Origin of the sequence: Lysobacter alkalisoli (genome assembly GCF_006547045.1) — a bacterium.
Lineage (GTDB): Bacteria > Pseudomonadota > Gammaproteobacteria > Xanthomonadales > Xanthomonadaceae > Marilutibacter > Marilutibacter alkalisoli.
The window spans coordinates 3,430,178-3,450,545 of sequence record NZ_CP041242.1 but is presented as its reverse complement, the minus strand read 5'-3'; the positions used below and the strand labels follow the sequence as shown (position 1 = coordinate 3,450,545).

General features: G+C 68.9%; 17 protein-coding genes and 1 pseudogene. 7 read left to right on the top strand and 11 right to left on the bottom strand.

Going from position 1 to position 20,368, the window contains the following annotated elements; translation table 11 throughout:
• The first annotated feature begins 25 nt into the window (after positions 1-25).
• Together FKV23_RS15255 and sppA are read left to right on the top strand one after the other, a co-directional pair.
• Positions 26-1,426, top strand: coding sequence for an MATE family efflux transporter (locus FKV23_RS15255; RefSeq protein WP_141624625.1), 1,401 nt, complete (start codon positions 26-28; stop codon positions 1,424-1,426).
• A 69-nt stretch (positions 1,427-1,495) separates the two neighbouring features.
• Positions 1,496-3,397, top strand: a complete 1,902-nt coding sequence (sppA, locus tag FKV23_RS15250) for a signal peptide peptidase SppA (RefSeq protein WP_141624624.1) — start codon at positions 1,496-1,498, stop codon at positions 3,395-3,397.
• A 191-nt stretch (positions 3,398-3,588) separates the two neighbouring features.
• Here the strand turns inward: sppA and FKV23_RS15245 are convergent, their stop codons facing one another.
• Complete coding sequence (locus FKV23_RS15245) at positions 3,589-3,813, bottom strand: hypothetical protein (protein ID WP_407067631.1); 225 nt, start codon at positions 3,811-3,813, stop codon at positions 3,589-3,591.
• A gap of 130 nt (positions 3,814-3,943) precedes the next feature.
• Between FKV23_RS15245 and FKV23_RS15240 the strand changes: the two genes are divergently transcribed.
• Entirely contained in the window at positions 3,944-4,720 is a 777-nt protein-coding gene (locus tag FKV23_RS15240; RefSeq protein WP_141624623.1) for an SDR family oxidoreductase, read from the top strand.
• A gap of 21 nt (positions 4,721-4,741) precedes the next feature.
• Here the strand turns inward: FKV23_RS15240 and FKV23_RS15235 are convergent, their stop codons facing one another.
• The 9 genes and pseudogenes from FKV23_RS15235 to FKV23_RS15195 form a co-directional block, all read right to left on the bottom strand.
• Positions 4,742-5,599, bottom strand: a complete 858-nt coding sequence (locus FKV23_RS15235) for a DUF4124 domain-containing protein (RefSeq protein WP_141624622.1) — start codon at positions 5,597-5,599, stop codon at positions 4,742-4,744.
• Positions 5,599-6,327: a DUF4124 domain-containing protein gene (locus tag FKV23_RS15230; protein WP_167285295.1), complete on the bottom strand. Its 729-nt coding sequence runs from the start codon at positions 6,325-6,327 to the stop codon at positions 5,599-5,601. The genes FKV23_RS15235 and FKV23_RS15230 overlap by 1 nt, the downstream gene beginning before the upstream one ends.
• Positions 6,328-6,522: 195 nt before the next feature.
• Positions 6,523-7,086, bottom strand: coding sequence for an L-threonylcarbamoyladenylate synthase (locus tag FKV23_RS15225; protein WP_141624621.1), 564 nt, complete (start codon positions 7,084-7,086; stop codon positions 6,523-6,525).
• Positions 7,087-7,116: 30 nt separating this feature from the next.
• Positions 7,117-8,291, bottom strand: a pseudogene (locus FKV23_RS15220) (lytic polysaccharide monooxygenase).
• Positions 8,292-8,534: 243 nt separating this feature from the next.
• Positions 8,535-11,006, bottom strand: coding sequence for a DNA topoisomerase I (locus tag FKV23_RS15215; protein WP_141624620.1), 2,472 nt, complete (start codon positions 11,004-11,006; stop codon positions 8,535-8,537).
• Between the two features lie 192 nt (positions 11,007-11,198).
• A complete protein-coding gene (locus FKV23_RS15210) occupies positions 11,199-12,137 on the bottom strand; it encodes an RDD family protein (RefSeq protein WP_141624619.1) in 939 nt (312 codons plus the stop codon).
• Positions 12,138-12,318: 181 nt separating this feature from the next.
• A complete protein-coding gene (locus FKV23_RS15205; RefSeq protein ID WP_141624618.1) occupies positions 12,319-12,807 on the bottom strand; it encodes a DUF494 family protein in 489 nt (162 codons plus the stop codon).
• A gap of 89 nt (positions 12,808-12,896) precedes the next feature.
• A complete protein-coding gene (gene dprA / locus FKV23_RS15200) occupies positions 12,897-14,123 on the bottom strand; it encodes a DNA-processing protein DprA (RefSeq protein ID WP_141624617.1) in 1,227 nt (408 codons plus the stop codon).
• A gap of 89 nt (positions 14,124-14,212) precedes the next feature.
• Positions 14,213-15,361, bottom strand: a complete 1,149-nt coding sequence (locus tag FKV23_RS15195) for a LysM peptidoglycan-binding domain-containing protein (protein WP_141625237.1) — start codon at positions 15,359-15,361, stop codon at positions 14,213-14,215.
• 173 nt (positions 15,362-15,534) lie between these two features.
• On the opposite strand from FKV23_RS15195, the gene def reads away from it, so the two are divergent.
• The 4 genes from def to FKV23_RS15175 all read left to right on the top strand — a co-directional run bounded on the left by def (position 15,535) and on the right by FKV23_RS15175 (position 19,263).
• Positions 15,535-16,050: a peptide deformylase gene (gene def / locus FKV23_RS15190; RefSeq protein ID WP_141624616.1), complete on the top strand. Its 516-nt coding sequence runs from the start codon at positions 15,535-15,537 to the stop codon at positions 16,048-16,050.
• Positions 16,047-16,970, top strand: coding sequence for a methionyl-tRNA formyltransferase (gene fmt / locus FKV23_RS15185; protein ID WP_141624615.1), 924 nt, complete (start codon positions 16,047-16,049; stop codon positions 16,968-16,970). Before def ends, fmt begins: the two co-directional genes overlap by 4 nt.
• A gap of 66 nt (positions 16,971-17,036) precedes the next feature.
• A complete protein-coding gene (gene rsmB / locus FKV23_RS15180; protein WP_141624614.1) occupies positions 17,037-18,347 on the top strand; it encodes a 16S rRNA (cytosine(967)-C(5))-methyltransferase RsmB in 1,311 nt (436 codons plus the stop codon).
• Between the two features lie 91 nt (positions 18,348-18,438).
• Positions 18,439-19,263, top strand: coding sequence for a glycosyltransferase family 2 protein (locus FKV23_RS15175; protein ID WP_141624613.1), 825 nt, complete (start codon positions 18,439-18,441; stop codon positions 19,261-19,263).
• A 40-nt stretch (positions 19,264-19,303) separates the two neighbouring features.
• Here the strand turns inward: FKV23_RS15175 and FKV23_RS15170 are convergent, their stop codons facing one another.
• Positions 19,304-20,344, bottom strand: a complete 1,041-nt coding sequence (locus FKV23_RS15170; protein WP_141624612.1) for a glycosyltransferase — start codon at positions 20,342-20,344, stop codon at positions 19,304-19,306.
• Between the last annotated feature and the right edge of the window lie 24 nt (positions 20,345-20,368).

The window sequence follows — 20,368 nt, the reverse complement described above, 5'->3', positions numbered from 1 at the left end:
GCCGAAGTCCCAGAACGGTGCACCCATGCCTTCCTCCTCCCCCATGCGTCCGCGCTTCGGCCGCGAGGTGCGTGCTTCCGCGATCCTGGCCGCGCCGCTGGTGCTGGGGCACCTGGCCACCGGCCTGATCGGTTTTGTCGACAGCGTGATCGCCGGCCATCATGGCACCAGTACGCTGGCCGCGGTGTCGGTCGGTACCGCGCTGTTCTGGCTGCCGGTGATGATCCCGATGGGTACGCTGATGGCGGTGCCGGCGGCGGTGTCGCAGCTCGACGGCGGCGGCCGCCGGCCTGAGATCGGCGCGCTGTTCCGGCAGGCGCTTTGGCTTGCGGCCGGGCTTGGCCTGCTGCTGTTCGCGTTCATGACCCTGGCCACCCTGGCGCTGGGACCGATGGGCATCGCGCCCGAGATCCGTCCCGGCGCCGAGGCCTTCCTGCGCGGCATCCGCTGGGGCGTGCCGGCGCTGACGATGTACCTGTGCATGCGTTACCTCTGCGACGGCCTGCACTGGACGCTGCCGACCATGCTGTTCGGCTTCGGCGGCCTGCTGTTGCTGGTGCCGCTCGGCTATGGGCTGACCTATGGCGTGTCCGGCCTGCCCGGAATCACCATTCCGGAGCTGGGCGCCGGTGGGCTCGGGTTCGCCTCGGCGGTGATGATGTGGGTGCAGGCGGCAAGTTTTGCGATCTACCTGTGGCGTTCGCGGCGCTTCGCCCAACTGCGCCTGTTCGAGCGTTTCGACGGGCCGCGCTGGCCGGCGATCCGCGGCCTGCTCGCGACCGGCTTGCCGATCGGGGTGACCGTGGCGATGGAGGGTGGGTTGTTCATCGCCACCGCGTTGCTGATCGGCCGCCTCGGCGAGCTGCCGGCGGCGGCGCACCAGATCGCGATCAACGTCGCCGCGCTGTGCTTCATGATCCCGATGGGCCTGGCCGAGGCGACCACGGTGCGGGTCGGCCATGCATTCGGCCGCGCCGATGCGACCGGGGTGCGCCGCGCCGCATTCGCCGGCTACACGATCATGCTCGGCACCCAGCTGACTTCGGCGATCGTGCTTTTGACCGGACACGACTTCGTGGTCGGTTTCTACACCGCCGATGCCGCGGTGGCGACGCTGGCTGCGAGCCTGCTGCTGTATGCGGCGGCGTTCCAGTTCCCGGACGGGATCCAGGTGTTGTCGGCCGGCGCGTTGCGAGGGCTCAAGGACACCCGGGTGCCGATGCTGCTGGCCGCGATCGCCTACTGGGGCGTGGGTATGTCGCTGGGCGCCGGGCTCGGGCTGGGCCTGGGCTGGGGGCCGAAGGGCATGTGGATCGGCCTGATCGCCGGGTTGAGCTTTGCCGCGCTGTTGCTGACCCTGCGTTTCATGCGGGCGAGCGCGCCGGAGCGGTTGCGGTTTCAGGGCCAGGCGGCCGGACAGGGGTGACGTTCGACGGATGAACCGACACCCCGGGGTCGGGTAGGCTGGAGGCCTGATTCCCGAGTGGCTTCCTTCATGAACGCAACATCCCCGCGCACCCCGGCCCAGCGCACCCCGGTCGTCCGATTCTTCATCGGCCTGTGGGATGCGATGAACTTCACCCGCCGGCTGATCTTCAACCTCCTGTTCTTCGGCCTGCTGTTGCTGCTGCTGTTCGTACTGGCCAGCGGCGACGGCGTGCCGAAGCTGCACGAGCGCAGCGCGCTGGTGATCGCGCCCAAGGGCAATCTGGTCGAGCAGTACAGCGCCGACCCGTTCTCGCGCGCGATGGCGGAATCGATGGGCCAGGGCCAGGGCGAGGTCCAATTGCGCGACTTGCTGCGCGCGCTGGAGTCGGCGGTCGAGGACAAGAACATCGAACGCGTGGTGCTGCGCCTGGACGGTCTGAGCGGCGGCGGCATGGCTTCGCGCGGTGAGCTGGCGCGCGCGGTGGCCCGGGTGCGCGAGAGCGGCAAGGAAGTGCTCGCCTTCGGCGAGGGCATGAACCAGGCCCAGTACCAGATCGCTGCCGAGGCCGGCGAGGTCTACCTCGACCCGATGGGATGGATGGTGCTGGAAGGCCTGGGCCGTTACCGAGCCTATTACCGCGAACTGCTGCAGGACAAGCTCGGCGTCGACATGCACCTGTTCAAGGTCGGCGAATACAAGTCCGCGGCCGAGCCTTACGTGCTCGACGCCGCCTCGGACGAGGCCAAGGAGGCCGACCTGTACTGGATGAACGACCTCTGGCAGCGCTACCTTGCCGATGTCGGCAAGGCGCGCGGTCTCGATCCTGCAGCGATCGCGCAGGGCATCGACGGCCTGGATGCAGGCATCCAGGCCGCCGGCGGCGACCTGGCTCGCCACGCGCTGGACCAGAAGCTGGTCGACGAGTTGATCACCCGCGAGCAGTTCGACCAGCGGCTGGTCGAGCGCGGCGTTGCCGACAAGGACGCCGAGGGCGGCTTCCGCCAGATCTCGCTGCGCGACTACCTGGCCCGCGTCGACAAGAGCGCGCTGGCGGCGATCGACCCGCGTCCGCAGGTTGCGGTGGTGGTGGCCGAGGGCGAGATCAGCGGCGGCAAGCAGCCGCCGGGCAAGATCGGTGGCGAGTCGACCTCGGTCCTGCTGCGCGAGGCGCGCGACGACAATCGGGTCAAGGCGGTGGTGTTGCGGGTCGATTCGCCCGGCGGCGAAGTGTTCGCCTCCGAGCAGATCCGCCGCGAGGTGGTCGCGCTGAAGGAAGCCGGCAAGCCGGTGGTGGTATCGATGGGCGACCTCGCCGCGTCCGGTGGCTACTGGATCAGCATGAACGCCGACCGCATCTACGCCGACCCGTCGACGATCACAGGTTCGATCGGCATCTTCGGCATGTTCCCGACCATCCCGCGTGCGCTGGACAAGATCGGCGTGCACAGCGACGGCGTCGGCACCACCCGTTTCGCCGGCGCCTTCGACATCACCCGCGAACTGGCGCCGGGCGTCGGTGAGGTCATCCAGGCGATCATCGACAAGGGCTATCGAGACTTCACTGGCCGCGTCGCCGAGGCGCGCGGGAAGCCGGTCGAGCAGATCGATGAAGTCGCACGCGGCCGCGTCTGGAGCGGCGCGCAGGCGAAGGAGCGCGGTCTGGTCGATGCGTTCGGCGGGCTCGAGGATGCGATCGCCGACGTCGCCGAGCGCGCCGAACTCGGCGAGCGCAAGGGCTGGGGCGTGCGTTACATCGAGAAGGCGGCCTCGCCGTTCGAACGCTTCTTCATCGACATGGCCCAGGCCCGCATCGGCCAGGCACTGCTGAAGGATTCCAGCCTCGCCATGGGCGTGCTCGGCCGCTACATGCCGCAGGCGGCCGACGACCTGCGCTTCCTCGAAGACGCCGCACGCCCGGCTGCCGGTGCGCCGGTGAAGACCATCGCGCACTGCCTCTGCGGACTGTAGCTGCTTGAAATGCCCTCCCCTTCAAGGGGAGGGTCGGGTGGGGATGGGTTTCCACGGGAAGGCGAAGCCGGGAGGAATTCACGGCTTTCTGCAGCCCGACTACGGTGAAGCCGCACCCGGGTTCGGGAGAGCCGGACCCCCGGGTGCGCTCCGCTTACCCGGGCTACGGGTCTGGATAAAGCTCCCGGTTCTCAATCGCCATCGATCGCCGCTTCGCGTGCCTTCGCCGCGTCCTGCACGGCCTGTTCGGCGGCGCGGGCCTTGTCGAGCGGGGCCTGGATCGCGTCGCGCAGCTCGGTCGCGCCAGCGGTCTTGGGTACCGGCGGCCGCTCCTTTTCCGGCGGCTGTGGTTGGCAGGCGGCCAGCAGGGCAAGCAGGATTGCGATTGGCCAGTAAGGCAGGTGCATCCGGATCATGTGTTGCTCCCGTGCAGGCCGTCATCCACGGCGTCGGCGCTATGCTACGCCGAGCGGCCGCGCGTCACGCGGCGGCGCTTCACATCGTGGCACTTCATATCGCGGCACACGCAGAGACCCCGGAGCACGCATGGACCCCCGACGCTGGCGACTGGACGGACAACTCGCACTGGTGACCGGCGGCAGCGCCGGAATCGGCCGTGCGATCGCACGCGAACTGCTCGGTTTCGGCGCCGACGTGCTGCTGGCTGCGCGCGATGCCACCGCGCTCGACAGCGCCCGCGACGAACTGCTCGAGGATTTCCCGGAGCGCGAGATCGCCTGCTTCGCCGCCGACGTCGCCGTCGAGGAGCAGCGCCGCGAACTGCTGGACTGGGTCGAGGACTTCGGCGACGGCCTGCACATCCTGGTCAACAACGCCGGCGGCAACCTCGGCAAGCCTGCTACCGAATACGCCGACGACGAGTGGCGCGGGATCTTCGAGATCAACCTGTTCTCCGCCTTCGAACTGTCGCGCTACCTGCATCCGCTGCTGGCCCGCCACGGCGCCGCCAGCATCGTCAACGTCGGCAGCGTGTCCGGCCTCACCCACGTGCGCACCGGCGTGGCCTACGGCATGAGCAAGGCCGGGCTGCACCAGATGACCAAGAACCTGGCGGTCGAATGGGCGGAAGATGGCATCCGCGTCAATGCGGTCGCACCGTGGTACATCCGCACCCGCCGGACCTCCGACAAGCTGGCCGACCCCGATTATCTCGATGACGTACTGCTGCGCACCCCGCTCGGCCGCATTGGCGAACCGGAGGAAGTCGCCGCCGCGGTCGCCTTCCTGTGCCTGCCCGCAGCCGGCTATGTCACCGGCGAATGCATCGCGGTCGACGGCGGATTTTTGCGTTACGGGTTCTGAGCATCCGGGTGCGCGTGGCGGTTACCGTGCACTGCAATGACTGTCCCTGAGCACGCTCTCGATCCGCTCGATCTCGGCACGCGTGGCCGCCGGATCCTCGCTGCGGGCGAACACCAGTTGTGCCTGTTCGTCGCGCAGCCGCCGCAGCCAGGCGTCGCATAGCTGGTCTTCGGGTACGGCGGTGCAGCGATCGGCGATCATTTCGCAGGCGGTGCCGGCACCCAGCCCGGGCAGGCCGCCGAGGCCTGTGGTCTGCAATGGTTTGCAGCGGGTCTGCGGTTCTTCGGCTTCGCTGTAGCGGATTTCGTTGTCCCAGCCGCGGCAGGCCTGCAACGCGGGCGGTGGGGGCTGTTCGTCGGTGGTGGCCGCGTCTGCGTCGTCCGGGTCGCGTTCTGCGAGCGGGATGCCGGAGTCGAGGATGCGGTATTCGGTCTCGCGGGTGTCGACGATCACCTCCAACGGCTTCTGGCGCATGATCGGCTGGCCAGGCGCGGGCAGCGGAATGGCGGCCGGATCGGGCGCGGTGACCGGCATCAGCGGTGACGGGGCCGGCAGCGGAGCGAGGATCGGGATTTCCGGGGCGGAGGCAGGCATGCCGCTGGCCGCTGGGTTGTCCGCCGGGGACGGCAACTGCCATTCGGGCGCCGGCAAACCGCGTGCCGGCGTTTGCGATGCCTCGGTCGGTGCGCTGGGTACCTCGCCGATCACCTGCTTGCGTTCCTGCGTACCGGCCGGGCACGGGTCGTTCTGGACGGTCAGGTTGCCGCCGGCGTCGGTGCAGCGGTAGAGCACGGTCTGGCTGTTGGCAGGCGGGGCCAGTGCGATCAGCAGGGCCGCGAAAGGCAGGAAAGCCGCGGCACGGGGCAGGTGGAAAGGCATCAATGTCCTCGGCAGTCGTTGGCCAGGCGGGCGTCGATCCCGCGCTGCTCGCGATCGATCTCGGCGCGTTCGCTCTGCAGGGCGCTGTTGTAGCGGCGGCCGAGCTCGAAGCGGCGGTCGCGCAGGCGGCTGCAGACTTCCTGTTGCGGCAGCGGGTGGCAGGCATCGCGGACCCAGGTGCCTGTCGGATAGGCGACCGTCGCCAGCGGTGGTCTAGGGTGGCGCTGGTCGATCGAGATCCGGCCATCGACCCGGCCGGTGTTGATCCCGATATCGGCACGGAAGCCGTCATGGCCGCCACGATGGCCTGGTACCGCGACCGGATAGCCGAGCGTCCACATCGGCACCCAGCGCGGATTGCCTTCCGGCGTGTCGCTGATGTAGCTGTCGCCGTCCGGGGTCACGCATTCGTACATCGGCCGCGGCGGCTGCAGCACCACGGTCTGCACCGGCGGCGGGTCGGGGGGCGGTGGTGCCGCGGTCACGGCGGCGGGCGGTGTCGCGACGGACGGTGGATCGGTCGGCTTCTGCATCGTCTGCACCTGCTGTTTCTCACCTGCGGCGCAGGGCGTATCGCGCAGGGTCAGCCGGCCCTGGGTGTCGGTACAGCGGTAGATGATGACTTCCCCGGCCTGTGCGCTGCCCGCGCTGGCGCCGGCCAGCACCAGCGCTGCCAGCGTCCAGATGGACGCGGCGCGGTGGGAACGGCGGGCGGGGCGACAGGTCATGACACCATCTTGCGCCGCAGCGGTGCCGGGGGAAAGCCCACGACTCGAGGCAGCGACAGCCGGGCGCGGTGCGCGGAAGTGTGGGATGCGGCCGTGTGGCGACTACTCCGATCGCGGGCCCGCGCCATCGCACCGTCGTGCATCGGGTCGGGCCCCTGGTCGGTGTGAGCGGGCATTGAGCGTCGCCGTGGTCGTTCAGCCCCGCAGCAGTCGGTCGTCACGGGCGTCGCGGATCGTGGTCGGGGCGTGGAGGCCGCCGGTTTCGCCGCCGGCGATCGCGTCGATGCGTTCGAGCAACACCGGGTCGAGTTCGTCGCGTGCGAAGGCCGGCGGCTTTCCGGTGAGGTTGGCGCTGGTCGACACCAGGGGGCCGCCGAAACTGTCGCACAGCACGATCACATCCGGATGCGCGCTGACCCGCACGGCGACGCTGTCATGGACGCCGGTGATCCAGCGCGGCATTCGCGGAGTGGCCGGTACCACCCAGGTATGCGGACCGGGCCAGTTGGCAAGCACGGTATCGCGCTGGCTGGCGGACAGAGCCTCCCAGTCGATCAGCGGGTCGAGCTGGCCGACGCCTGACGCGATCAGGATCAGCCCCTTGTCGACCGGGCGTTGCTTGATGTCCAGCAGGCGCAACACCGCGGCCTCGTTGAATGGATCGCATCCCAGTCCCCAGACCGCTTCGGTGGGGTAGGCGATGACGCCGCCGCGGCGCAGGGCGGCGACGGCGGCGGTGATGTCGGTCGGTGCGGGCATGGCGTCAGTCTGCCATGCCCGCGGTGGCGGTCAGTACTCGATCCAGGCGTCCTGCCAGTGGCTGCCGCTGCCCGGTGCGTAGTGGGCCGGGCTGTTGATGTTGCACCAGCCGCCCTCGGGGAACGGCCGGCAGGCGTACAGGCGGCCGTTGCTGGCCTTGACCACGGTTTCGCCCGGCAGGTACTGGCCGATGCCGTCCGGGTAGACGTAATCGTATTCGCCCGGCGGTGGCGGCTCCTGCGGCAGGGTGACGTCGAGCTGGTGACTGCGGCCGTCGCCACGCAGGTAGACGCGGTTGCCGCTGGCCGATTCGATCGGGGTGATCGCGCCATTCTCCATCACGCCGATGCGGGCGAAGCTGGCGCGGGCGTTGACCTGTTCGCCGACGTGGCGCGGCCAGCGCGTGGTCGAGCCCTGCCCGGCGTCCGCGATCTCGACTTCGATCCGCTCGGCGTCGCTGCCATCGGCGTTGAACACGCGCAGGGTCACCGTGGTGCCGGCCGGCAATGGACTCTGTGCGACCAGCGCGCCGGCATCGCGCCATTCCGGCGGCGGGGCGGGGTGCTGCCGCCGGCGAACTGCACGTCCACGCAGGTATAGAACGCCTCGGTCGAATCCGAGCGCTGCCAGGTGTTGTAGATCACGTGACGGCCGCTGCGCTGCGGCAGCGGACAGTCGAGGCGGTAGTTGCCGTCGGCCGACAGCGGTACGTGGCCGAGGCGGCAGAACTCCTGCAGGTCCGACCACCTGAGCACGCTGCTCGGGTTCCAGCTCTCCGGGGTGACGTAAAACACCCACTCGCGGGTCGCGTGTGGCGCGGTGCCCTTGAATTCGAACTCGTAGCGGCCGTTGGCGTCGGGCGCGATCGGGGTCGCCTGCCAGTCGTCGCGGACCAGGTCGAGGCCGCGGAAGGTCGGGTTGTTGCCGCTGCACAGCGTGCCGTCCGGTACCACCGCCTGGTGGTTGCCATTGGCGTTGGCCTGGTTGACGCCCATCCAGTCGTAGAACAGCTGGGGGCCGGCGACCTCCCAGGCCGCCCGGCAGGCAGGGTCGGACGGGTTCTCGCGATTGCCTTGGGCACAGGTGTAGATGCGGCTGGCCGGTTTGACCATGGAGCCGTGGGCCTCGGTGCGCGGCGCCGGCAGCGAGGCCGTGATCGCGCAGGCGGCGATCGCGGCCAGGCGCAAAGCTGGGTGGGTCTTCATGACATGTCCCTCTCTCGGTTGGATGTCCGTGGTGGATCCCCCGAGACCGAAAATAGACAACGATGTCAGATGAAAACGTGATGAAATATCGGCTTAATGAATATTCTTGCCAGGCTTATATGGCTTTATCGGGTCATTTGACCTTTCAAAGACATCTGGAGCTGGGCGCGCATACGCGACGGCCGCCCGAATGGGCGGCCGTGATGCTCAGTCGGGGAGGCCGGATGCCGGCCGGCACCGGGGTCAGGACACAGTCTTCTTCGCTGCCTTCTTCACCGCTTTCTTGGCCACTTTCTTGGTGGCTTTTTTGGCCGCGGTTTTCTTTGTGGCGGCCTTCTTGGTGGCTTTCTTGGCTGCGGTCTTCTTGGTGGCCTTCCTGGTCGCGGTTTTCTTGGCCGCCTTCTTGGCGAAGCGCCCGCGCATCGGCTTGCCGGTCTCCTCCAGCAGCTTCAGTGCTTCCTCCAGCTCCAACGAGGCCGGTTCGCGGTCCTTGGGGATCTTGCCGTTCATCTTGCCGTCGGACAGGTACGGGCCGAAGCGGCCGTTGAGGACCTGGATGTCGTGCCCGTCCCACTCCTTGATGATGCGGTTGCGGGCGAACTCCTCCTTCTCCTCGATCAGCTCGACCGCGCGCTCGAAGCCGATCGTGTACGGGTCGTCCTCCTTCTTCAGCGAGGCGTAGGTGCTGCCGCGCTTGGCGAATGGACCGAAGCGGCCGACGCCGACGCTGACCGGCTCGCCATTGGACTCGCCGAGTGCGCGCGGCAGCTTGAACAGCTCCAGCGCCTCCTCCAGCGTGATCGTGTGCATGCTCTGGCCCGGACGCAGCGAGGCGAACCTGGGCTTCTCCTCCGATTCCTCGGAGGTGCTGCCGAGCGCGGCATACGGCCCGAACCGGCCCAGCCGCACGCTGACCGGCTTGCCGGTCGCAGGATCGGTGCCGAGTTCGCGCGCGCCGGTGGCTTCGCTGCGATCGACGGTTTCCATCTTGTCGTCGACCATCTCCTTGAACGGGCCCCAGAACTTCTCCATCAGCGGCACCCAGTCCTCCTCGCCGCGGCTGACCGCGTCGAGCTCGTCTTCCATCCGCGCGGTGAAGTCGTAGTCGACGTAGCGGGTGAAGTGGGCGCTGAGGAACTTCGATACCGCGCGGCCGACGTCGGTCGGCCGGAACGCGCGGCCTTCCAGCTCGGTGTACTTGCGGAACAGCAGGGTCTGGATGATCGCGGCGTAGGTCGAGGGGCGGCCGATGCCGTACTCCTCCAGTGCCTTGACCAATGACGCCTCGGTGTAGCGCGGCGGCGGCTGGGTGAAGTGCTGGTCGGCGTGCACGCGCTCGAGCGGGATGCGGTCGCCGGGCTGCATCGGCGGCAGCTTGCGGCCCTGGTCGTCGTCGTCCTTGCCCTTGCTGTCCTTGCCTTCCTCGTAGACGGCGAGGAAGCCGGGCACCACCACTGTCGTGCCCGATACGCGGAAGCCGTGTTCGCTGCCGGCGGCCAGGTCGACGGTCACGGTGTTGAGCGTGGCCGGGATCATCTGGCAGGCGACCGCGCGCTTCCAGATCAGTTCGTAGAGCTTGCGCTCGTCGTCGCTCAGGAACCGTGCGACCTGGGCCGGGGTGTGCAGCGCCGAAGTCGGGCGTACCGCTTCATGCGCTTCCTGCGCGTTCTTGGCCTTGGTCTGGTAGAAGTTCGGCTTGTCCGGCACCGAGTCGGTGCCGAAGTCGCGCGCGATCACGTCGCGCAGCTCGCTGAGCGCATCGGCCGACAGGCTGACCGAGTCGGTACGCATGTAGGTGATCAGGCCGACCGTGCCCTCCTCGCCGAGCGCCACGCCCTCGTACAGCTTCTGCGCGACCTGCATGGTCTTGCGGGTGGTGAAGCCGAGCTTGCGCGCGGCCTCCTGCTGCAGGGTCGAGGTGGTGAACGGCGGCGCCGGGCGGCGCTTGCGTTCCTTGCTGGCGACGTCGGTGACCTGCAGCATGCCGCCGGCCGATTGCACGATGCGCTGGCGCGCATCCTCGGCAGTCTCGCCGTCGGTGATCGTGAACTGCTCGTACTTCTTGCCGTCGAACTTGACCAGCCGTGCGCTGAAGGCCTGGCTCGGGTGCCGGCATTCGGCCTCGATGGTCCAGTATTCGCGTGCCTTGAACGCCTCGATCTCTTCCTCGCGCTCGACGATCATGCGCAGCGCCGGCGACTGTACGCGGCCGGCCGACAACCCGCTCTGGACCTTGCGCCACAGCACCGGCGACAGGTTGAAGCCGACCAGGTAGTCGAGTGCGCGGCGTGCCTGCTGGGCATCGACCAGCGGCGTGGAGATGTCGCGCGGGTGGTCGACCGCCTCGCGGATCGCACGCGGAGTGATCTCGGTGAACACCACCCGGTGCAGCGCCTTGTTCTCGAGCAGCCCGCGCTCGCGCAGGATCTCGGCGATGTGCCAGCTGATCGCCTCGCCTTCGCGATCCGGGTCGGTCGCGAGGTACAGGGCGTCGGCGGTCTTGGCGGCCTTGGCGATCGCGGCGACGTGCTTTTCGTTCTTGTCGATCAGGTCGTAGCGCATCGCGAAGCCGCGTGCCGGATCGACCGCGCCTTCCTTCGGCACCAGGTCGCGGACGTGGCCGTAGGAGGCAAGGACGGTGAAGTCCTTGCCGAGGTATTTATTGATCGTCTTGGCCTTGGCGGGCGACTCGACGATGAGCAGGTTCCTGGCCATGTGTGGCTCCAAGGGGCGGCGGGCTCATGGGCCCCGCACGTGTATACAGCAAAGATGGCGACGCCCGCGGCAAGAGCGCGGGCGCTGGGGACAGGCGGGGCCATGACGCCGGTCGGCGGCACGGCTCCCTTATTTAGTGGTGTCACGCCGGACCGGGCGCTGTCAAGCGCGGCGGTCGGCCGGCGACGGTGTTTACACTCCCGCCGCGCGCTGTACGTAGCTATGGTAGGCCGGGATCGCGATGGCGAGGACGATCGCGGCATAGGCCAGGATCGCCAGCAGTGCCAGCACCATCACCACGATGGTGACCGCCCCCAGCTCGCGACGCTGCTGTTGTGGCGAGGCGGTATAGGCCCAGCGGTCCACTACCAGGGTGCCGGCAACCATGTCGTGCAGACCGCGTTTGCGGTCGGTGAAGCCGGCCATCAGGTAGCCGATATAGAGGGTGAAGTACGACAGCAGGTGCGAGAACCAGCGGCCCAGTGCCTGGCCGCGGGACAGGCGGCGGCCCGAGGCATCGGTGACCTTGATCCCGACTGCCATCTTGCCGAGCGTGGCCTGCCTGGACGAGGACTCGAAGCCGACGTAGTACAGCGCGCTGAGCAGCGGGTAGATCAGATAGACCATGGCCACCAGGGCGAACATGCCGCCGGCAGCGGCGCTGCCCTCCATCATGCCGGCGCCGAGGCCAAGCACGATCATCATCGCGATCACCATGCCGTAGTAGGCGATGCCGATCACGAAGCTGTCGATCGCCAGCGCCGCGAAGCGTTTCCAGAAGCCGGCATAGACAACTTCGCCGCCGGACTGGAAGTCGTCCTGTTCGGCCAGTGGCGAGGCCGGCGGCGTGTAGGGTGAGGCCGGGCTGGAGACGGGAATCGCGGCCGCCGATGCGTAGTCGTGGACTTGGCTCGCCGTGTCCGGCGCCGTGGCGGTGGTGTCCGGGGCGAATGCGGGCGTTGCCAGGATTTCGCTCAGAAGCGTGCGCAGTGGCTGCCATTCGGCCAGTCCGTCCCGCCATACCAGGGTGGCTTCGTCGACCCCGCCCTGGCGCTGCAGCCCGGCGAGGGTGGCGGTATCGACCGGTCCCTGCCGGCGGTTCATGGCGTCGCTGTAGTACCAGGCGGTCATGCGTGCCGGTTCCCCTGTTTGGTGAAGTCGCACGCTTCGCGTGCTGTAGATGGTGAAGTCGTGCGCTGTGCGCACTGCAAATGGATTGATCGGTGAGTGACGGCACTGCCATCGCGCTGCTGGCAGCGCATGAAGCGTGTGACTTTAACCTTCACAGCGCCACCGGCGCGACTTTACCGCCTCAATGCACCGGCTCGGGTTCGTCGGCGAAGATCTGGGTTTCCATCCAGGCGTAGGCGGCCTCGGCGCCCGGCTGGTTGAACAGCACCATCAGCACCACCCACTTGAGGTCGTCGAGGTCGATCTCGTCCTGGTCCAGCGCCATCGTGCGGTCGAGCACCAGCTCGCGCTGGCCGGCGTCGAGGATGCCGTGCTGCTCCAGGAACAGCAGGAAGCCGCGGCAGTCGGTGTCGAGCCGGTCCAGCTCAGGCCCGGCGTAGACGCGGGTCGGGCCGTCGGCACGGGCGACCGTGGCGCCAGGGCGTTGCCGGGCCAGTGCATCGAGCCATTCGAAAGCCTTGTTGATCTCGGCCGGGCTGAAGCCGGCCTGGGCAAGCTCGTCGAACAGCGGGCCGGCGGTGAGGGAGTCGCGATCGCGGACCAGGTCCGCCTCTTGGGTGAAGTAGTGCTCGAACAGGTACAGCAGGACGTCCAGGATGCTCTCTTTCATTTCCCTCGGCCTGCGCCGCATGCGGCGCGTTGGGTCAGGAGGATCGCCGGTCGCTGTCCCGACCCGGCGGTGGGTCCGACCGTGTCCGTTCAGTGGCTGCGGAAGTAGCGGCCATGCTGCACCGTCACGCGTCCATCAAGCTCCATGAGCAGGAGCATGGAGGACACTTGGGCGGCCGTCAATCCGCTGCGTTCGACCAGTTCATCCATACCGGTAGGGTCATGGCCCAGCGCCACCCACAATTTCTTGTGGTCAAGGTCGTCGCAGGAATCTGCGAGACCAGGCGGCTGCGGGGGCGTGATTCCGGCGTGACCGTCAGATGTGGGGGCGTGAGGCGCCTGTTCAAGCGCTCCTAGGCGTCGCCGCAGGTCGCCAGCCAGCTTTGCGGCCATCGGCGCCAGTGCTGCGATCACTTCGTCCACGCCTTCGACCAGGGCGGCGCCGTCGCGGATCAGGCGATGGCAACCGCGCGCCATCGGATTGTGGATCGAGCCGGGCACGGCGAACACCTCGCGCCCGGACTCGGCAGCGAGGCGGGCGGTGATCAGCGCGCCGGAGCGCAGTGCAGCCTCGACCACCACGGTGCCGAGGCCGAGCCCGGCGAGGATGCGGTTGCGGGTCGGGAAGTGAGCCTTGTGCGGCCCGGTGCCGGGCAGGTGCTCGCTGACCACCGCGCCGGTTTCGACGATGCGCGCATGCAGGGCGGTGTTGCCGCGCGGGTAGGGCACGTCCGGGCCGGTGCCGAGCACGGCCACGGTCGCGCCGCCGACATCGAGACAGCCCTGGTGGGCAGCAGTATCGATGCCGGCCGCCATCCCGCTGGCGACCGCGAACCCGGATCGTGCCAGCGCCCGCGAGAATGCCGCCGCGGTATCGCGCCCGCCCGCGGTCGGCCGGCGGCTGCCGACGATCGCCACCGCCGGATGCCAGAGCAGGCTCGGGTCGCCGGCGACGAACAGGGCCAGTGGCGGCCGGTCGATCCGACGCAGCAGTGGCGGGTAGTCGGGATGGTGCCAACCGATCATGTGGTGGCGCGGTGCCTGCAGCCAGTCCAGCGTGGCGGCCTCGCCGGCTGGCGCTGCGCCGGACAGGGAGGCGATCTGGGGGGCGGTCAGTCCGCAGGCCCGCCAGGCCGAGCGACCGGCCGCCAGCGCCGCGGTGGCGTTGCCGGCCTGTTCCAGCAGGGTCTGGCGGGGACGCAGGGCGCCGCCGCAGGCCAGCAGTCGCAGCAGGGCGCCAGCTTCTTCCGGGGGGGTGGAGGCGCGGCCGGCCCTGTCGTCACAGGGTGCGGCAAGCGTGTCGGCGTCGGTTTCCATTGGCCCATCGTGAGCCAGAAACGACGACAGCGCCCTCGGGCGCCGTCGCGGTATCGGGTAGGAAAAGTCCTATCCGGAGGTGGATGCGCTCAGTACGGCGCGTCCGGATGCTTCAGCTCCTGGCCGACCGTGATCGGACGGATGCCGTCCATGACCAGGCCATAGCTCACCCTGTCGAAGGTGCGGAACACCATGATGTGACCGGCGTACTCGTCCGGCAGGCGTGCCTTGGAGCCGCGGCCCACCGCGTCCGGGCTGCGGTCGGAGCCGATCTTGACCCGGTCCACGGCCGTGCTGCCGACACGCCAGCTGGAGAACACGGTGCCGTTGTCGACGCCGTCGCGGGCGCCGACCGACAGCGCGACCACGTGGCGGGTGCCGCTGGCGATGACGCCGTCGGCCACTGCCAGCACCTTGGCCTGGCCATAGGCCATGTCGTGCGCCGGCGGGTGCGGGAAGAAGTGCAGGTCGTATGGCTGCGCCTCGACCGGGATCAGGCGGTCACCGGCGCGGACCTCGCGGCCCGAATCGTCGATCAGCAGGGTGCTGACCTCGGACTGACCGGACGGGCCGCGGGTGATGGTGCCCACGGTCTGCTGCATCAGTTCGTAGCCGAGGAACTCGCCGCCGCCCGGCGGCAGCAGGTGGCTCCACATCGTCTCGTAGCCGAGGATGCGCTTGCCACGGAAATCGAGATCGTCCGCCCGGCGGTTGCCCGGTTCGCAGCAGCGGTCCGGATCCGGCGAGAGGAAGCGCGCGGTCGGGCGCACGATGGCGTAGCGGGTGCCGGCCGGAGCGCTCTCGATGCCCCTTGCATACGCCACCTGGCCGTCGGCACCGCGCAGGCGGTCCTCCTCCAGGCCCACGATGTAGGGCAGCTCCTCGAAGCTGTCGACCACGCGCAGGTTCTTCAGGAACGCCTCCACGTCGGACAGCGGGATCGCATTGATCGGCTCTTCCTCGCGCGGCCCCGGCTGTGCGGTGACGCGGTTGAGGTAGGCCAGCGAGATCACGTCGCCCGGATAGATCAGGTGCGGGTTGCGGATCTGTGGATTGGCCTGCCAGATTTCCGGCCACAGCCATGGTTTCTTCAGGAATTTGCCGGCGATGCCCCACAGGGTGTCGCCGCGCTTGACCACGTAGGTGTCGGGGTGGTCGCCGCGCATCTCGGCCGCCAGGCCGTAGGTGGCAATAGTTAACAACGCCGCGGCAGCAACCGCGCGGATCGGTTTGAACATGGCAGCCATCTACCTGATTCCCCTTGCAGGTTCGCCCGGGCGCCGGTCACGGCGGGGGGCGAAAGCACTATAGCCCAGAAGGCGAGCACGGTTGCAAGCCCCGGGCCTCGATATCGGCGTTACAATACGTGGTGTCGCTTGCCTCTGTGACAGGCGCCCCTATTTCGATTGCCATGGCACTGCTTCCGATCCTCGAATTCCCAGACCCGCGCCTGCGCACCGTCGCCGCGCCGGTCGATCCTGCCCGGGTGACCAGCCCCGACTTCCAGCAATTGCTCGACGACATGTTCGAGACCATGTACGCCGCGCCCGGCATCGGACTGGCCGCGAGCCAGGTCGATGTGCATCAGCGCTTCATGGTGATCGACGTCAGCGAGGAGCAGAACGAGCCGCGGGTGTTCATCAATCCCGAGATCACCGCCCGCGACGGCGAACAGGTCTATCAGGAAGGCTGTCTGTCGGTGCCGGGCATTTTCGCCGACGTCACCCGTGCCAATACCATCACCGTCAGCTACCTCGACCGCGATGCCCGGCCGCAGACCCTGCAGGCCGATGGCGTGCTTGCGGTCTGCGTCCAGCACGAGATGGACCACCTGGCCGGCAAGCTGTTCGTCGACTACCTCTCGCCGCTCAAGCGCGAGATGGTGCGCAAGAAGCTGGCCAAGGCGCGGCGGCAAGCTGCCGCGTGAGGATCGTCTTCGCCGGCACCCCCGACTTCGCGGTGCCCTGCCTGCGTGCCGCGGCGGCGCGCGGCGAGGTGGTGGCCGTCTACACCCAGCCCGACCGTCCGGCCGGACGTGGCCGCGGGCTGGCGCCAACGCCGGTCAAGCAGGCGGCGCAGGAACTCGGCATCGAGGTGCGCCAACCGGAGAACTTTCGCGGCAAGGAGGCGAAGGCGGCGCTGCGCGAACTGGAGCCGGACCTGATGGTGGTGGTGGCCTACGGCCTGATCCTGCCGCAGTCGGTGCTCGACATTCCCACTCACGGTTGCTGGAACGTGCATGCCTCGCTGCTGCCGCGCTGGCGCGGCGCGGCGCCGATCCAGCGCGCGATCCAGGCCGGCGACGCCGAAACCGGGGTCTGCCTGATGCAGATGGAGAAGGGCCTGGACACCGGCCCGGTGCTGCTGCGGCAATCGCTGGCAATCGGTGAGCACGAAACCGGCGGCCAGTTGCACGACCGTCTGTCCGAACTCGGCGCGCAGGTGCTGGCCGACGGCCTCGGCCTGTTGCGCGCCGGTATCCGTCCGGCGCCACAGCCGCAGCCGGAAGACGGCGTGACCTACGCCCACAAGCTCGACAAGGCCGAGGCGAAGCTGGACTGGTCGCGGCCCGCGCGTGAGCTGACCAACACGGTGCGTGCGTTCACTCCCTGGCCGGTGGCCGAATGCCGGCTGGCCGGCGAACGACTGCGCCTGCACGGGGCGGTGGCGATCGACGAAAGCCACGGAGCCGTGCCCGGCACTTTGCTGCATGCCGGCCGCAATGGCCTCGACGTGGCCTGCGGCGAAGGCGTGCTGCGCATCCGCGTGCTGCAGCGCGACGGTGGCAAGGTGATCACCGCGGCCGACTATCTCAACGCGCGGCAGGACCTGAAGGTCGCGGGGTAACCCGATGCGCGTTGCGTTTGCTTTTGCCGGGATACTGGTGACTCAACTGTCGTCAGAGGTCCCGGCATGACCACGCAGCCCGGCGTTGCCGTACGCGTTACCGCTGTCAGGATTCTCGACGCCGTCCTGCACCGCGGCCGCTCCCTGCGCGCCGAACTGGGCGACGCATTGCCGGCGCTCGACGACCCGCGCGACCGCGCCCTGGTCGAGACCCTGTGCTTCACCGTGCTGCGCCAGTCCGGCCGCTATGCCGCCGCGCTGTCGGCGTGGATGCCAAAACCGCCGGGTCGGCGCGATGGCCTCCTGCGCACGCTGCTGTATGTCGGTTTCGCCCAGCTCGATCCGTTGCGCCTGCCCGCACACGCGGCGGTGGCGGCGACGGTGGAAGCGGCAAGAAGCCTCGGCCGTGCTCACCAGGCCGGGCTGGTCAACGCGCTGCTGCGCCGCGCCCAGCGCGAGGGGCTGCCTGCGGGCGACACCGCGGGCGACTGGCCGGGCTGGCTGCGCGACCGCATCCGCGCCGATTGGCCCGGGCAGGCCGACGCGGTGTTCGCCGCCAGCATGGAAGAGCCGCCGCTGTGGCTGCGGGTGAACCGCCGGCAGGGCACGCGCGAGGACTACCTTGCACGATTGCATGCGGCCGGTATCGAGGCCGAGCCAGCACCGCATGCCGCCGACGCGCTGCGCCTTCCCGGTTCGATGCCGGTGGCGGTATTGCCCGGTTTCGATAGCGGCGCGGTATCGGTGCAGGATCTGTCGGCACAGTGCGTGGCCGATCTGATCGCGCCAGCGCCCGGCATGCGTGTGCTCGATGCCTGCGCGGCCCCCGGCGGCAAGACCGCGCACCTGCTCGAACGCGAGCCGGCCCTGCGCATGACCGCGCTCGACGTCGATGCGCGCCGTCTGGGCCGCATCCGCGACACCCTGCAACGGCTGCAACTGGACGACGGTGTGCGCCTGCTTGCCGCCGATGGCACCGACACCGCGGCCTGGTGGGATGGCGAGCCGTTCGACACGATCCTGCTCGACGCGCCGTGCTCGGCCACCGGCATCATCCGACGCCAGCCCGATGTGCGCCTGCACCGGCGCGAGTCCGACATCCAGGCGCTGGTCGCGCTGCAGGCGCGGCTGCTGGATGCGCTGTGGACGACGCTGGCGCCGGGCGGGGCGCTGGTCTATGCCACCTGCTCGATCCTCAAGGACGAAAACCAGCGGCAGATCGAGGCCTTCCTCGCCCGCACGCCGGACGCCGTCGCCGAACCGCTGCCGGCGCACCTTGGTCACGCCGACGGCCCCGGCCGCCAGCGCCTGCCGGGAGAGGGCGACGGCGACGGTTTCTACTACGCCCGTCTGGTCAGGGCGCGCCTCACGGCGTGAGCGGCCTGCCCGGCAGGTGCGATAATCCGCCCCGCCGGCCGTACCTGCACCAGGTGCGGTCGGATACGGCCCATCACCGAGCGCCCTGCCCATGTCCACGCCCATCGCCAGCATCATCTTCACCACCTACAACCAGCCGGACTGGTTGGAGAAGACCCTGCTGGGCTTCGCCGCGCAGGACCGCGACGACTTCGAGGTGATCGTGGCCGACGATGGCTCGCGCGACGAAACCCGCGAGCGTATCGAAGGCCTGCGCCCGCGCCTGCCGTACGCGCTGCAGCATATCTGGCAGCCGGATGAGGGCTTCCAGAAATGCCGCATTCTGAACAAGGCCATCGTCGCCAGTCGCAGCGACTACCTGATCGTCACCGACGGCGACTGCATCCCCCGCCGTGATTTCGTCTCCACCCACCTGCGCCTGCGCGAGCCGGGACGGTTCCTCTCGGGCGGCTACTTCAAGCTGCCGATGGATATCAGCAAGGCGATTACCGGCGACGACATCGCCCGTGGCGACTGCTTCGAGCTGGGCTGGTTGCGGCGGCAGGGACTGCGCCGGGGCCCGCGCGACATCAAGCTGGTCGCGCGCGGCGGCCTGGCGGCATTGCTGGACGTGCTGGTGACCGCCACGGTCAGCTGGAACGGACACAACGCTTCGGGCTGGAAGCGCGACATCGTCGCCGCCAACGGCTTCGACGAACGCATGGGCTACGGCGGGCAGGACAAGGAATTCGGCGAGCGCCTGGCCAACGCCGGCATCCGAGGCAAGCGCATCCGCCATCGCGCGATCTGCGTGCATCTGGATCATTCACGCGGATACAGCGATCCGAAGATACGCGAACGCAACCGGGCGATCCGTGCCGAGACCCTGACCACCCGCGCCACACGGACCGCCTACGGGATCGAGCAGCACGCCTGAGCCAGGTTTGCTCGCAGGCAGTCCGGCCGGCACGGGCCGGTCACCCGGCCGGCGCCTGCCGTCTGCGGTCGATGACGCGCCGGTAGAAATCGAGCATCGCCGTCATCGCGTTGTCGACATGGTGGGCGGACAGGTCCACGGCACGGTGCGGCGGGCGTTCGCGGCCATGGCGTTCGAGCAGGGCGGTCAGCGCCGGCACGTCCTCGCGCACGAACATGTCGCCGCCGTAGTCCTCGATCAGCTCGCGACAGCCGTCCGCGTCGGAACCGATCACCGGCACCCCGGCGTCCATCGCCTCCAGCATCACCCGCGGCAATGGTTCGAAGCGCGATGGGCACACGAACAGGTCCAGCGCCTGGTAGATGTCCTTGAGGTCCTTGCGGTAGCCACCGAAGCTGATGCGCGGATCGTCCTGGGCCTGGCGTCGCAGGGCGGCCTCGGCGCTACCGCTGCCGAACAGCACCAGCCGGGTATCGGCCGGCAACTCGGCCGCACGGAGGGCATCGATCAGCATGTCCCAGCCTTTTTTTCGGGTCAGCCGGCCGGCGCCGCCAATCAGGAAGGTTTTCGGACCGGCGCCCAATTGCGTGCGCAGGGCGGTGATCTCGTCGCCGTCCAGGCGCCGGTGCGGCACCAGCGAGTTGTTGGCCTTGAACGAGAGTCCGCGGTAATCCGCGGGCAAGTCGCGGATCTGCCAGCGGGCGTTGCAGATCAACCCGTCCATGGCGCCGTAGGCCGGGCCGTTGAAGTCCAGGTGCAGGGTCGCGACCAGTGCCGCCGGCGGACGGATCCGTGCCACCAGCCGGGTCGAGCGGCGCAGATGGCAATGCACCAGATCGGGCGCGAACGTGGCCAGCACCCGGGCCAGGGTGCGCTGCGTGAACAACCGGTCCGGTACCACTTCCACCTGCACCCGCGGATCGACATGGTCGAGGATGCTGGCGCCGTTGCCGGCGCGATGGCTGCGCCGCACCACCAACAGCACCGGGTGGCCGGCGGCGACCTGGGCGTTGCAGGATTCGGCGGTCGAACGTTCGGAGCCGGCAAAGCCGCGGGACAGGATGATGTGCGCGATTTTCATGACGACGACAGGGTTGGTGAGGGG

What these genes read in the sequence shown, in the direction of transcription:
- FKV23_RS15215 (WP_141624620.1), bottom strand. Translation starts at nt 11,006, where the DNA reads ATGGCCAGGAACCTGCTCATCGTCGAGTCGCCCGCCAAGGCCAAGACG.
- FKV23_RS15210 (WP_141624619.1), bottom strand. Translation starts at nt 12,137, where the DNA reads ATGACCGCCTGGTACTACAGCGACGCCATGAACCGCCGGCAGGGACCG.
- FKV23_RS15205 (WP_141624618.1), bottom strand. Translation starts at nt 12,807, where the DNA reads ATGAAAGAGAGCATCCTGGACGTCCTGCTGTACCTGTTCGAGCACTAC.
- FKV23_RS15170 (WP_141624612.1), bottom strand. Translation starts at nt 20,344, where the DNA reads ATGAAAATCGCGCACATCATCCTGTCCCGCGGCTTTGCCGGCTCCGAA.
- FKV23_RS15230 (WP_167285295.1), bottom strand. Translation starts at nt 6,327, where the DNA reads ATGACCTGTCGCCCCGCCCGCCGTTCCCACCGCGCCGCGTCCATCTGG.
- FKV23_RS15225 (WP_141624621.1), bottom strand. Translation starts at nt 7,086, where the DNA reads ATGCCCGCACCGACCGACATCACCGCCGCCGTCGCCGCCCTGCGCCGC.
- FKV23_RS15175 (WP_141624613.1), top strand. Translation starts at nt 18,439, where the DNA reads ATGTCCACGCCCATCGCCAGCATCATCTTCACCACCTACAACCAGCCG.
- rsmB (WP_141624614.1), top strand. Translation starts at nt 17,037, where the DNA reads ATGACCACGCAGCCCGGCGTTGCCGTACGCGTTACCGCTGTCAGGATT.
- FKV23_RS15255 (WP_141624625.1), top strand. Translation starts at nt 26, where the DNA reads ATGCCTTCCTCCTCCCCCATGCGTCCGCGCTTCGGCCGCGAGGTGCGT.
- FKV23_RS15235 (WP_141624622.1), bottom strand. Translation starts at nt 5,599, where the DNA reads ATGCCTTTCCACCTGCCCCGTGCCGCGGCTTTCCTGCCTTTCGCGGCC.
- sppA (WP_141624624.1), top strand. Translation starts at nt 1,496, where the DNA reads ATGAACGCAACATCCCCGCGCACCCCGGCCCAGCGCACCCCGGTCGTC.
- FKV23_RS15195 (WP_141625237.1), bottom strand. Translation starts at nt 15,361, where the DNA reads ATGTTCAAACCGATCCGCGCGGTTGCTGCCGCGGCGTTGTTAACTATT.
- dprA (WP_141624617.1), bottom strand. Translation starts at nt 14,123, where the DNA reads ATGGAAACCGACGCCGACACGCTTGCCGCACCCTGTGACGACAGGGCC.
- def (WP_141624616.1), top strand. Translation starts at nt 15,535, where the DNA reads ATGGCACTGCTTCCGATCCTCGAATTCCCAGACCCGCGCCTGCGCACC.
- FKV23_RS15240 (WP_141624623.1), top strand. Translation starts at nt 3,944, where the DNA reads ATGGACCCCCGACGCTGGCGACTGGACGGACAACTCGCACTGGTGACC.
- FKV23_RS15245 (WP_407067631.1), bottom strand. Translation starts at nt 3,813, where the DNA reads ATGATCCGGATGCACCTGCCTTACTGGCCAATCGCAATCCTGCTTGCC.